This is a genomic window from Sneathiella glossodoripedis JCM 23214, assembly GCF_000616095.1.
Taxonomy (GTDB): Bacteria; Pseudomonadota; Alphaproteobacteria; order Sneathiellales; family Sneathiellaceae; genus Sneathiella; species Sneathiella glossodoripedis.
In genome coordinates this window covers 810,950-824,156 of record NZ_BAMS01000001.1, presented here as the reverse complement: position 1 = coordinate 824,156, position 13,207 = coordinate 810,950, and the positions used below count along the sequence as shown (strand labels likewise).

The 13,207-nt window shown below is 47.6% G+C and carries 10 protein-coding genes, 2 pseudogenes and 1 riboswitch; of the genes and pseudogenes, 6 read left to right on the top strand and 6 right to left on the bottom strand.

The features are described 5' to 3' along the window. Positions 1–112: 112 nt before the first annotated feature. The 6 genes and pseudogenes from JCM23214_RS04140 to folE all read left to right on the top strand — a co-directional run bounded on the left by JCM23214_RS04140 (position 113) and on the right by folE (position 4,943). On the top strand, positions 113–1,294 hold the full coding sequence (locus JCM23214_RS04140; protein WP_025897721.1) for a GGDEF domain-containing protein: 1,182 nt from the start codon (positions 113–115) through the stop codon (positions 1,292–1,294). Positions 1,295–1,309: 15 nt separating this feature from the next. Beyond that, positions 1,310–1,480, top strand: a complete 171-nt coding sequence (locus tag JCM23214_RS23415) for a hypothetical protein (protein WP_159104296.1) — start codon at positions 1,310–1,312, stop codon at positions 1,478–1,480. Positions 1,481–1,549: 69 nt separating this feature from the next. Next, a riboswitch (SAM riboswitch) is annotated at positions 1,550–1,627 on the top strand. A gap of 42 nt (positions 1,628–1,669) precedes the next feature. Then, positions 1,670–2,868: pseudogene (gene metZ / locus JCM23214_RS18975) on the top strand (O-succinylhomoserine sulfhydrylase). Between the two features lie 113 nt (positions 2,869–2,981). Then, positions 2,982–3,800, top strand: a complete 819-nt coding sequence (locus JCM23214_RS04125; RefSeq protein WP_025897720.1) for an OmpA family protein — start codon at positions 2,982–2,984, stop codon at positions 3,798–3,800. Between the two features lie 113 nt (positions 3,801–3,913). Continuing rightward, positions 3,914–4,321, top strand: coding sequence for a Co2+/Mg2+ efflux facilitator ApaG/CorD (gene apaG / locus JCM23214_RS04120; RefSeq protein ID WP_025897719.1), 408 nt, complete (start codon positions 3,914–3,916; stop codon positions 4,319–4,321). A 43-nt stretch (positions 4,322–4,364) separates the two neighbouring features. After that, on the top strand, positions 4,365–4,943 hold the full coding sequence (gene folE / locus JCM23214_RS04115) for a GTP cyclohydrolase I FolE (protein ID WP_025897718.1): 579 nt from the start codon (positions 4,365–4,367) through the stop codon (positions 4,941–4,943). 10 nt (positions 4,944–4,953) lie between these two features. Here folE and JCM23214_RS18970 read toward each other — a convergent pair. The 6 genes and pseudogenes from JCM23214_RS18970 to JCM23214_RS04085 form a co-directional block, all read right to left on the bottom strand. Next, positions 4,954–8,003 (bottom strand): annotated as a pseudogene (locus JCM23214_RS18970) (efflux RND transporter permease subunit). A 68-nt stretch (positions 8,004–8,071) separates the two neighbouring features. Beyond that, the gene (locus JCM23214_RS04105) at positions 8,072–9,331 is read right to left on the bottom strand and encodes an efflux RND transporter periplasmic adaptor subunit (protein ID WP_025897717.1); all 1,260 of its coding nucleotides are present in this window, start codon (positions 9,329–9,331) and stop codon (positions 8,072–8,074) included. A 1-nt stretch (position 9,332) separates the two neighbouring features. Continuing rightward, positions 9,333–9,992: a TetR/AcrR family transcriptional regulator gene (locus JCM23214_RS04100; RefSeq protein WP_025897716.1), complete on the bottom strand. Its 660-nt coding sequence runs from the start codon at positions 9,990–9,992 to the stop codon at positions 9,333–9,335. 203 nt (positions 9,993–10,195) lie between these two features. Further along, positions 10,196–11,422, bottom strand: coding sequence for an eCIS core domain-containing protein (locus tag JCM23214_RS04095; RefSeq protein ID WP_025897715.1), 1,227 nt, complete (start codon positions 11,420–11,422; stop codon positions 10,196–10,198). A 190-nt stretch (positions 11,423–11,612) separates the two neighbouring features. Next, a complete protein-coding gene (locus JCM23214_RS04090; protein ID WP_025897714.1) occupies positions 11,613–12,209 on the bottom strand; it encodes a hypothetical protein in 597 nt (198 codons plus the stop codon). A gap of 68 nt (positions 12,210–12,277) precedes the next feature. Beyond that, entirely contained in the window at positions 12,278–13,195 is a 918-nt protein-coding gene (locus JCM23214_RS04085; RefSeq protein WP_025897713.1) for an Hsp33 family molecular chaperone HslO, read from the bottom strand. Positions 13,196–13,207: the final 12 nt, after the last annotated feature.

Below are 13,207 nucleotides of genomic sequence, written 5' to 3'. Positions count from 1 at the left end.
CACACCTGTCTTCAATCAATGACTGATTTGCGTAAATAGTGCTTATCCCATTGGTTAATAATTTGTTAAAAAGCCATTAATTCTGAAATCAGCAATTGGCAAAGGAGCCATTATGCAGTTTCTTCGCTCCCTGCTTAAAACAGTTACAGGGGTGAGCAGCGATAACCTGACCATAGAAAGAATGGGAAGATTGCTAACCGCGTCCTCCCATTCTCCCTTGCTGACGAGGCGGCGGGCTCTTGTCATTCTATCCAGAATTCGGCTGTTATCATTTGCCGCCGCCATTTTGTATCTGTTGGGCATATTCCTTGACGCACTGAATTTTGAAGAAGAAATTTTCAACAAACTTGCCATTTATCGCTGCACGGCAGCGGCGATGATGCTGATGTTGATGTTTGGAATTCGCAAAGCGGACAGTCTTAATTCCGCGCACCGCGCCATTTTTATATTCATGGGGATCAACATTGTATTTCAGGCGTTCTTTCAACCGCTTGTACTCCCTGATTATTTCCAATCAATCACAGACTTACCAACCGCAGGATACGCGATCTACCCCTTCCTGATTGCAGCCTGTCTCGCAATTTTTCCACTCAGCATCAAAGAAATCTTTCTGGCGGTTGTCTTATTCCTGACCGCTGAACTTTTGATCGTTACGCTCGCAACGACAGAACTCAACCCGCAACCGGGACTTGGGGTCCTGATCTCACTGCTGAGTGCGTGCGCCTTATGTTCCTATTCAGCGATCAGCCAGATGAGCTATATGGTCTCACTGGTTGAGCAGGCCTCTGTTGACAGCCTGACCAATTGTTACAGTCGCAATAGTGGTGAGGAAATTCTGGACGTACAGTATCGAATTGCGACACGCCAGCAGGCCTATCTCTCTATCGTTTTTCTGGATATTGACGATTTTAAAATCATCAATGACCGATATGGACATGAGACGGGCGATCGGGTGCTCTCAACAGCCGCGAGCAGTATTCGTCACAACCTGCGCGATTCCGATATCTCCATCCGCTGGGGAGGCGAAGAATTTGTCATGGTTTTACCCCACACAGATGCTGACGGTGCAACTCGCGCTGTAAGGCGTCTTCGGGCATCCGGCCTTGGCAATCGCCCTGACGGATCTCCGCTTACCGCCAGTATCGGCATCGCCGAACTGACCAGTGCACAAACCACTTGTTGGCGGGATTTGGTGGACCTTGCCGATGCTGAAATGTACAAAGCGAAAACCGCTGGTAAAAACGATTTCAGGGTTTATCAGATGCCTAAACCTGTTACCTCCAAAACAGCTTGAACGAGGGACCAAGCCTTGTTGCTAAAAATAATGCTTTTGTGCTTCGTAGCGCTGTTCATCGGTCGGATCTTTTTCGCCCGCAAGTTAAAGGAAATGGGCAAAGCTGCAGATCGCACCCTGAACCTCTGCCTCATCGCAATTGCCATATATCTGGGATTGCAGGCGACACTCTTTTACGCATTCTAGCTCATATCTGATCAGCCTGAAGAGACCCGCACACCCTAACGTCTTGACAGGAATTAGCGGCAGCGTATATTTGCGCCACGTGGTGATTTGTGCCGACCGGCTTGCGGCCACGTAAAAGAAACGCTAAAAGGTCGGGGCTCGAGAGAACCCTGACTGAAGGTCGGGGTCTAATATACCTCGAGGTTAGAGATGGCAAATTCTGACAAAAAAGCATCAACAGATGCCCACGGCACCGCAACCAAACTTGTCCGCGGCGGACTGAACCGGTCCCGATTTAAAGAAACTTCCGAAGCAATCTATATGAACTCCGGTTTTGTCTATGACACAGCCGAAGAAGCTGCTGGTCGTTTTAAAGGTGAAAATGATGGCTATATTTATTCACGCTATGCCAACCCCACTTTAAGCATATTCGAAGAGAGAATGCGCCTTCTGGAAGGAGCCGGCGGTGCTCTGGGCACAGCAAGCGGAATGGCGGCCGTAAACGCTGCTTTAATGAGCTTTGTTAAGGCCGGCGACCATGTCGTTGCGCCCAAAGCGCTATTTGGTTCCTGCCTATATATCATTGACGAAGTTTTACCGCGTTTTGGCGTGAATGTTACCCTTGTCAACGGCACAGATCTTGATCAGTGGAAAAATGCTCTGTCGCAGCCAACCAGCGCCGTCTTTTTGGAAACACCTTCCAACCCAACCCTTGAAATTGTCGATATCGCTGCTGTTTCTGACATGGCACACAAAGTGGGTGCAACCGTCATCGTAGACAATGTCTTCGCAACCCCCATTTTCCAAAAACCACTGGAATTGGGCGCAGATGTTGTTGTCTATTCAGCGACCAAACATATTGACGGACAGGGACGTTGTCTGGGCGGAATTGTCTTGGGATCAGAAGAGTTTATCGAAGAAACACTGTTCCCATATGCAAAACATACAGGCCCAGCCTTAAGCCCATTCAACGCATGGAACCTGCTCAAGGGCTTGGAAACACTTGACCTTCGCATTGAAAAACAGACCGATAACGCGGAAAACATTGCAGAATTTCTGTCTAATTCCTCCAAAGTGAAACGGGTCATATATCCCGGCCGGACGATCACCCACAGGCTCAACTTGCAAAAGCTCAAATGCGCCGTGGAAGTACACTGATCGCGTTTGAAATCAACGGCAGTCAGGAAGATACCTTTGAGTTTCTCAATGCATTAGAACTGATTGACATCAGCAACAATCTGGGGGATGCCAAAAGCCTGATCACGCATCCCACCACCACAACCCACTCCAGCGTAGATGCCGCCCTTAAATCTGAGTTGGGTATCAATGACAATCTGGTTCGTTTATCCGTTGGCTTGGAAACAGTAGATGATCTCTTGACCGATCTGGGTTCCGCACTGGAGCGATGAAAAATCAAAACCGGGTGGATCAATGGACACAATACTGCCATTGATTCACCCCGCCTTTTCCTCTGCTTTCCCACATTTGACTGACATGATCTCCAAAACCGAAGGAGATTTTCATGTTCAAACGTCAACATCCAAAACTAATAAATCTGTCACTTTTAAGCACTTTGCTAATTGCACTCGGCGCCTGTGGCACCTCTTCATTTGAAGAACTCAACAACGCATCACCTGTAAATGATCAATTTGCCAATGCCCTTGCAACCGAATACAGGGATTTCGCCAGATCTGAAATTAGACAATATGACTGGCCCGACCAAAAACTGTTTTCCGACAAAGGGTTACGAGTGGCATCAGGCCAGCGTTCACTACCAGAACGCCCTGAAGACTGGCGCCTTAAAGACAAGGATCTTCCCGAATTTCATCAAAAGCGCGCTGATCTAATTCACTGGCTGGACACTAATGGCAGAATCACATCCCCCTTTAGCGCAGCCAAAGCTCAGCGCAACTATGATTGTTGGGTCGAACAGAAACAGGAAAATTGGCAGGCTGATGATATCCGAACCTGCCGCGATGGTTTAAAGGCTCACATGCCTCAAATGTGGCAGGTTCAATTTCCTTTTGATAGCTCTAATCTAAAAGCACAAGCAAATGCGCAGCTCAGAAGGATCGCTCAGGACTGGCATCGAAATCCCGGTCAGTTTTTGCTCATCCAAGGGCATGCAGATAATCTTGGACCAGCGGACTATAATTACAGGCTTTCGTATAAACGGGCGAAAACAGTTGGTATAAGACTGGCCGAACTTGGTGTTCCAAAACAGGCTATTCGTTTCGAAGTATGGGGAGAAAGCCGCCCCCGTTCCTCCTCACGTCAATCTCACCTACTTGCATCGAATAAGGTCAACAGGCGCGTCGAAATTCTTAAATTCAGCAAGTAACCCACAGGCTCCCAGCTCCCTATTTTCAGGTTGTCGAAGCGGTAGGGAAACTTTAGTCTTTGAACTTAAGACGTATACCAACAATAAACGCGCATTCAGGGCAGCTTGTAACTATGGACTGGGAAAAGGCTTACAGAAAAATCACCAAGGGGATAGAAGTTTCTGTCATCCCCACCTATCTGGCGAACCGTTCAGAGCCTGAAAACAGTTTGTTTATCTGGTCTTACAGTGTTCGTATTCGCAATTTGAGCGAAATTACTGTCACCCTTCGCCAACGCAGTTGGCAGATTACCGACGCTCATGGCATGACGGAAACTGTACGCGGTGAAGGTGTGGTGGGCGAACAGCCCACACTGAAACCCGGTGAAGTGTTTGAATATACCAGCGGAACACCACTAACGACTCCTTCAGGCATAATGGTCGGCTCCTATGATATGGAAGTGGAGGATGGTGGATGGATTATTGCCGAGATTCCGGCTTTTTCACTGGACAGCCCCCATGAAGGTGCGCCATTAAACTAAACATGATTGATAACCAAAATCCGGCGAATATCAGGAACTCCAGATGACGAATGACAACAGGCCTTCAAAAGAAGAAGCCGAACAAGCAGTTAGAACCCTGATCAAATGGGCAGGGGATGACCCTGATCGTGAAGGCCTGCAGGGAACACCCGACAGGGTCGCCCGGTCATATCTGGAATTTTTCGCAGGCTATAACGAAAACCCGGCTGAATATCTGGAACGCACCTTTGAAGAGGTGGAAGGATATGATGAGATGATCATTCTCAAGGACATCCGGCTTGAGAGCTATTGTGAACATCACATGGTGCCGATCATCGGGGTGGCCCATGTTGCCTATATGCCTGACAACCGTGTGGTTGGTATTTCAAAACTCGCCCGGGTCGTAGAAGCATTTTCCAAACGCCTTCAAATTCAGGAAAAGCTTACACAGCAAATTGCCGACACCATTGATCAGACCCTGAAACCCAAGGGTGTGGCCGTCATTATTGAAAGTGCTCACCAATGTATGACCACACGCGGGGTTCATAAAGACGGTGTCACTATGATTACAAGTAGCATGCTTGGAATCTTTCGCAAATCTGATATCACCCGCAAGGAACTGCTGGCGTTTCTGGGACGTTGAGGTGCCTCCTCTAGCTGGACGGCACTTCGTTTGCTGAACGTCTCCCTCGCCTGCCAAGCTTGGCGAAATCCTGTTGCACAACCAAAAGCGCCGGGACCAGAAAAAGCACCAGAAATGTGGCGACCATCAAGCCAAATACCAGCGTAATTGCCATCGGGATCAGAAACTGGGCCTGTAGACTTGTCTCAAACAATAATGGGGACAAGCCGCCAATTGTTGTGAGCGAAGTCAAAAGAACTGCTCTCAGCCGATCGCAGGTTCCATCTATCACTGCATCACGGAACGCTTCACCTTTGGCAATTCTTTCATCAACGACGCTCACGAGAATGATTGAGTTGTTAACCAGTATTCCCGACAACCCCAGCAAAGCGATCAATGACAAAATGGTAAGATTAAATCCCAATAGATAATGACCGACAATGGCTCCAACAACACCGAAAGGGATTATGGACATTACGACAATGGGCCGGGTATATGAAGCAAAGACCCAAGCCAGAATTAGATAAATAGCTGTAAGCCCGATCATGGCTCCAAGCTGCATATCAGCAAGCGTATCTGCCTGTTCTTCTGATTTTCCCGCAAACCTGTATTTTAACCCATAAGAGCTGGCAATCTCCGCAAGCCCATTTTGAGGAAGAGCGGCCAAAATTTTATCTGAAGAGGTGACATTCTCATCAATTTCGGCCGTAATCGAGACCTCTCGAACACCATCTTCACGTTTAATACGCGAAAAGCCCTGTTCCTGTGTGATACTCACAACCTCGCTTAAGGGAATATCCGCGCCATCCTGACTCCGAAGATAAAAATTATGCAAGGCATTGGCATCTGCTTTGTCGCGTTCATACTGTACGCGAATAATCACTTCTTCATCGCCACGGGCAAATTTTCGGGCAATAACACCTTCAAATGCGGCTCTGACCTGATTTGAAATATCCTCAGTTGTAAAGCCTAGTGCCCGCCCTTTTGGAGTTAAGCGCAAAATCAGCTCCTGCTTACCAAAAGGCAAATCATCCTCAATCGAAGAAACCCCGTCATAGCGGCGAAGGAGGTTTTTCACATCTTCTGCGGCCAACTTCAATTCCATTAAATCCGGACCTTTGAGACGAATGTCCAACTCCTTGCCCGGTGGTCCCCCAATTCGCTCGGTCAGGGCAACGCGAACAAGTCCGGGTAACGGCCTGATTTCAGCCTCCCATGCTTTGATGAAATCCTTCGTTCTGACGCTGCGCTGATCAGCGGGCACCAGCTCTACCTGCATACCTGCCCGGTGATCTCCGGAAATGGATGTGAATTGATCGCCGACACTCACCCCAACCCGTCCGAAAGACGCTGCGATCAGACCGCCCTGTCCATTGGTGAGTTCTTCCTCCACCTGATCCAGTGAGCGTTGCATCTCCCTCATCATGGCCAGCGTTTGCTCACGTTCGGAACCGGCTGTGAAGACAATATTGGCGTTGACCACATCCGCCTCTGGTGAAGGGAAAAAGGTAAATCCGACCCGTCCACCAGCCATCAAACCCATGGCCAGCAGAAAAAACGTAATCGCCATTGCAAGCGTTGCGTATCGGTAGCTGACAGCCAAACCAACCAGTTTTCTAAAGTTGTGGCTTTGAAAATGGAAAAACCGTTCATCAAACCAATTACGCATGCGCGAATTATTTCCCACCTGGCGCAGGGCAAAACGCATATGGCCGGGAAGAACCAGAAAACATTCGATCAAACTGGCGATCAGTACCGCAACGACCACTGACGGTATGGCGACAATAATCTGACCAATGATGTCACCGATCATAAAAATTGGCAGGAATGCCGCAATGGTTGTTAAACTTGAGGCAAATACCGGAGCAAGCATTCGCAACGCCCCTTTTTCTGCCGCTTCCACCGGCCGATACCCTTTGGATTTCAGATGGCTGCTATGCTCTCCTACAACAATCGCATCATCTACAATAATTCCCAAACTCATGATGATCGCAAACAGGCTGATCATGTTTATGGACTGTCCAGTGAACAACATGACACCAGCAGTCGCCAGAATGGCAACGGGTATGCCAACCGCCACCCAAAAGGCAACCCGAATATTCAGGAATATAAACAGAATGATCAGAACCAGCGCCAGCCCGCTCAATCCATTGCTCAAAAGTAATCGTATACGATCCTCAATCAGACCTGCCTGAACATCAAACTGCTCAATCTTCAACCCTTCAGGCCAGCGATGTTTTTCCGTTTGCAGATAATCCGAGACAATTGCCGACGCTTCCAAGGCATCCGTCGCACGGGAACGCTGAACAAAAAGCTCAACTGCCTGTTCCCCGTCAATGAGGCCCGTTTTGCCATTCTCGTCAAAACTATCCCGCAGGTTGCAATATCGCGTAAATACACCTTCTGCCCGTCAGGCAGTGCTTTTATTTCAAGTCGGCCGATTGCAGTCGCATCGGTCTTTTCCTCCAGCGATCTCAGTTGACGCTCGTAAGTTCCACCCATGGTGCCAAGAGGTACATCTCTTGAATTATTCCCAATGACTCTGGCAATGTCATTCAGTGTCAGTTCATAGCGCCGGAGCGCCTGCTCCGGCACCTCAACCCACAGCTCTTCATCGCGGGCACCAAATAAAGTGATTTTATCGATGCCACGTTCAAGAAGATCATCGCGGATAGTCTTCGCGATACTCTTCAGTGCAATTTCTGAAAAGGGCCCGGAAATCGAAATTCTGGAAATTGGGTCATAGATTTCAATCCGACGTGTAACTGGCGTTTCAATTGTATCAGGAAAAGTTGTGATTTGGGCGACAGCCTGCTCCACATCAGAAAGTGCTTCCTGCATGTTGGTGCCTGCCTCAAACTCAACAACGACAACACTATTCCCCTCGACAGAAAAAGACTGAACTTTTTTAACCCCGTTTAAAAACCGCACCTCAGGCAACAAAGCCGTCGTAATATTACTGTCCACATCATTCGCACTTGCACCGGGCCAAACAATACTCACGCTCACAATTTCCGTGCCGAAATTGGGAAAAAATTGGGTATTGAGGCGTGCAAGAGAAAAAGCGCCGACAACAATCATCATCAGCATCAGCAGGTTGGCTGCGTTTTTATGCCGAACGAACAGCGAGACCAAGCGAGGCAGGTCCATTAGCGCACCTCCACCTTAATTCCCGGGCCAACTTCCGCAAATCGCGTGGTTAAGAGCTGATCACCAGTTTGCAAGACACTGGCATCGATGATCAAAGAGCTCCCTTCATCTTCCAGAACCCGGACAGTAACCGGTTGCAATCGTCCCTGCTTTATCAGGTAAACTGTATCTCCCTCAAACAGGGCGTGATTGGGAATGCGAATTGCATTCGTGTAAGTGACCCCATCCAGATCGACTTCGACAAACGCACCGATGCGAACCCGGGAAAGATTCTCATTTGTCTGTAACCTGGCAAAAACTTCCACGCCCCCTGATGCTGCCTGAATGGAAGAGCCAATTCGCTCCAGCTGTCCTTGAAACGCGATTTTTTCCGCGCCAACCTGCCAGAAAATCCGGACCTGTCGCCCGTTCAGTCCTTCAGCGCTGGATATCAAACGTCCATACTGCTCAGTAGAGAGCTGAAATTTTACTTCAAGTCGTGTGTCGTCTATGAGGGTCGCAACAAGATCCTTAACATCGATTTTCTTACCAAGCTCAACGGCTACATTCTGAATATACCCATTAAAAGGGGCAAGCAGTCTGACATTTTTCAAATCTCTTTCGGCTCTTTCCAACGCAATTTTCTGACGCTCCACAATTGCCTGCTGCTGTCCTATTCGCGCCCGCTCGATATCAAGTTGCGCCTTGCGCTGGTCCACCTGCTGCTGCTGCCGGCTCAAAGCTGTGCGAGCATCATCAAGCGCCTTTTCCGAAATATTCCCCCTCTTCTTGAGCGTTTCTGCCCGCTTGAGGCTTCGTTTTTCAACTTCCAGTATCTCCAGATCCTGCTCAAGCAAAACCTGGTCCGCACGTTCAGATGCCAGAAGCTCGTCCAGTCGCGATTTGGCCTCCAGCAGCGCGGCTTTTCTCTCACGTACCGCAGCTTCATAATCAAACGGGTCCACTTCCAGCAAGATCCCTCCAGCGGAGACTTTTGCCCCCTCCATCAACTCAGGGGAAACAAAAACAACTTCACCCCCCACAAGCGACCTCAAATCAACTTTTCGTGCAGATACCAGTTCACCAAAGGCCCGAACCCGGGAGATGATTTGCCCAGGCTCAACTGTCAGGGAGGACACATTCCAGCTTCTTTCGACCACAGCTCTGGGTTTTTCGACCGGTTTTGTTGCCACAAAATACTGAAACCCAATCAATCCAAGCGCGATCAACAGAACCGGCAAAAGAATTTTGAGCAGCACAGTAAAAAATCGGTTACGCATTTTAGGTATCCACTATGTCTGGAATTTTAAGCATTCCGCAAATCTGTGAGACGGTAATCCTTTTAATCAGATTGATCGCCGGATCTTCATGATGACTGACCTGCAACTGCAGCCTGAGCAGCTCCTCGTTCATGCTATATTGAAGGCACAGGTTAAATATGGATTGGCTGGTCAGGATCACTTCCGGACTTGCTGCCTCTTTATCCATTATCGCACCAACACATCGGCACATCATGTTCTGCATTTTCAGGATATGCCCCTTAACCACCAAATCAAAATTCGGGCCGTGGGTCTGTATCTCTCTCAAAATCAACTGCATCCGCCACCGAGAATCCTTGTGCGTCAGAACAGTTTCCAAAATCAAATTCACGATATGCTTTGCAAAAGCATGCTGGCTAGCAACTTCACTTGCCAAAGACTGGATCGATTTTTCCACGAATAGCTGAAACCCGACCCGCACAGGCTCCAATTCGTCGACGATTTTCTCAAAAATTGCCTGATAAAGCCCTTCCTTGCCACCGAAATGATAGGAAATCGCGGATAAATTAACTCCGGCAAGCTTTGCAATCTGCCGGGTTGATACCGCATCAAAAGGCCGCTCCGCGAATAAGGGCATCGCGACTTCAAGAATTTTTTCCGATGTTGGAGTTACAGTAGTCATGAATTAGGTCAATCGTTTGAACTAATTCACGAGCATATTTGAATCTTCTACAATAGCAAGCCCCTATTATGCGACACAGGTCACAGAATAAAGGTTACGGCCCAAGGCACCGAACTGCCGAAGTTTGATGAAATAACTCTCAGTTAAACACGAACAGGCGTGTAACATGTTAAAGAAACCTGCCCCCCAAACCACTTGATGATTCAATGAAAAGAGCACACATATCGAGCCTGCGCTTCTCCAGGGCGTTCTAGCGTGCCTGCCTCATAGAGATATCTTTGGGCGAATCCATCAATTCCAAGTTTATTATATTGTTTCACATGTTCAATTTCATGAGCCCAGAGACACACATCTCTTTCTACGGTAGAGTCTTTAAAAACGATTACATTGCCAAAAGTCATTGCGCTAGCCTGTTCGGAAAAAAGCTGCCAACTACCAATCAATGAAAGAGGAACGAAACCCACCCTAAACCTCACCAAATTCAACAATTCCGGCTCAAAGAAACGCTTTAGTTTTTCTCTTATGTGCTCTGGTATAGGGCGAACTCCGCCACTTCGTGAAGATCTATTCGCACGATGAATTGCGGCTTCATATGGTTCTGCTGTAAGCTTTTGAGTTTCCCTCAAACGTTCACAATCTGCTTTTTTATACCAACTCAAGCCGGAGCAATCTCTAAATTTTCCTATTTTGACATCCCAGCGCGTAAAATCTTTAGCAAGGTAAGCAATATTTTCGGCCCATCCTTTAGCTGCCTTACAGATATAATGCTTATTGCCAAAGAGCATTTTATACCCAAATTTAACGCCAGTTGATTGAGGGAAAGCACAGTTCAAATCTGCTTTTAAACAATATCTATTTCCATCTAGATACGGGTAACAATACCCTGATGCACAGTCTGTTCCCTTAACACAAGACAGCCCATCTGCCTTGGCCAATTGAACCCATCCCTTCCCGGATTTACATTCGAACCTTTGGTTATTGTGCATTATTCGCGTGGTAAAACTCACACCATCTGCATTGGGTAACGCACAATTCAGATCAGCGCGCAAACAATACCTATTTCCATCAACATAATCGTAACAATATCCGGACTCGCATTGCGTTCCATTCTGGCACAGCGAGCCATTTTTATTACCTAGTAATACCCAGCCCGAACCCGATTTACATTGATAGCGCACACCTCCTATTTCGCGAACGCTACCAAAGGTTAAACCGTTAGAGTTTGGAGCTGCGCAGTTCAAATCTCTATCAAGGCAATATTTCAAGCTGTTTGGATATGGATAGCAATAGCCTGATGAACACTCACTCGCGGCTTCACATCTACTGCCACTTAGTTTCTTCGCTGCTCCAGCAGATTCCAAGGTGGTTACAACAAACAAACCCAATACAATAAAAAGGCACAATTTATTGAATACTATCGTATTGCTCATAGCCCCTCCTCACACTTGATGAGCATGGTACCAAGAAAGCAATTCCGAAATTAAATCATGAAAAATACTTGATAAGGCCAGTAGCAAGTTAATCCTTATCGGGATCATCACCACTTTATACTACTATAGAGAAATTTGACCCCAATGTCAGTTCATTATTTGATTGAACGCCACGCAACACTCTAAGTACCTATAGGAGGTGTGGTTTTAGAAAACTGTATATATTCTTTTCCATTTCGCGATTAAAGTCCCACAACAAACGCTCGGTTTTATCGTAGAACATCTGATCCCGTTCCAGCAGGGTCCGATCCTCTGGCATGGTTGTCGATTGCACGGCATTGGCAGTTGCAAAAGCTTTTGAGCCGTTGACGGTTACAACCTGAACCTCCACTTCAACCCGGAAATCATATTTTTCAGATTGATCCGTCTTCCACAGCGCGCTTAGACCTGTTGACTTTTCCAGATCAGTTTCAATGACACTGGCATCTTTCAAAGTCACCACGGCATATGCAGCAGGCGTTCCCGCGGCAACCAACCTTTGCTGAACCCACTCCTCGATAGAAGAGTCTATTTTGACAGGCATTTCATGCTCAACATTTGGTGACTTGAGGGGAGAGACATATTCCCTGACAAACCTGATTTCACCGACATTGAGTTTGATGGACGGCAGATGTCTAAACGTAATTTCCGCATAATCAGGAGCACGCGGGGTCTCCGCACAGGCAGCTAACAACAAAACCAATGCCGCCAGAGAAAATCCGGTTATAAATTTTCTGATTTCCATCATTACTTGCCACCCCGCTGCAGAAATTTATCGAGATTTCTCATACCATTATGGCAAGTTCGTGACCAGCCTCAGCGGTTTTCCTGAATCTCTTGAACCGTTAGTTTATACTGGGCACTGCAAAACTGGCAATCAACGGTTATGACGCCGTCATCCGCCATTTCTGCGAGATTGTCATCTGAGAAGGAGATCAGCGTTTTGAGCACCCTTTCAGAACTGCAGCTACAATTATCCAGCAACTCCAGAGTATCATATAGCCATACGCCATCTTCGTGAAAAAGGCGGTAAAGCAATTCCGATGATCGCAGACGCGAATGAGTTAGCTCTGTCTCCATCACTGTGTTCACAAGAGCTTCAGCATTAGCCCAGGCTTCTTTCGCTGCATCCAGATCAGCGGCCAGCTTGCTATCTTCAGGGAGCCGCTGGATCATCAATCCCCCGGCCCGCCATTTTCCATCCTGTTTTTCAACGGCGACTTTAAGGCGTGTCTCGATCTGCTCAGACCGGGCGAAGTAATTTTCCATACATTGCGCCAGACTGTCACCTTCAAGCTCGACAATCCCCTGATAACGTTTTCCGGTATCGGTGGTATCAATGGTAAAAGCTACATATCCGGTCCCCAGATAGCGGTTCACCAGATTATCACCTGATGCCTTGTCAGCTTCCATCAGCTTTGCTTCATCGAAACCAGCATATCCGCGCAAGCTTCCCGGTGTCGTCATATCCGCCGCCAACAGATTGATGGCTCCGTCACCTTTGCATTGTACGGTGAAAATACCATCAAATTTCAAAGAACCACCCAACATCGCAGCCAAAACAAGGCTTTCGCCCAGAAGTCTGGCCACACTATCTGGATATTTGTGGCGATTTAGTATATCATCGACCACCTTCCCAAGGCGGACAATACGCCCACGAACACCTGCCTCAGCCATCTGAAATGGCTGGATAAGATTATCAGCTATTGCTTTAGGTTCTGACTGTTCGGTCATTTGGGGGAATTA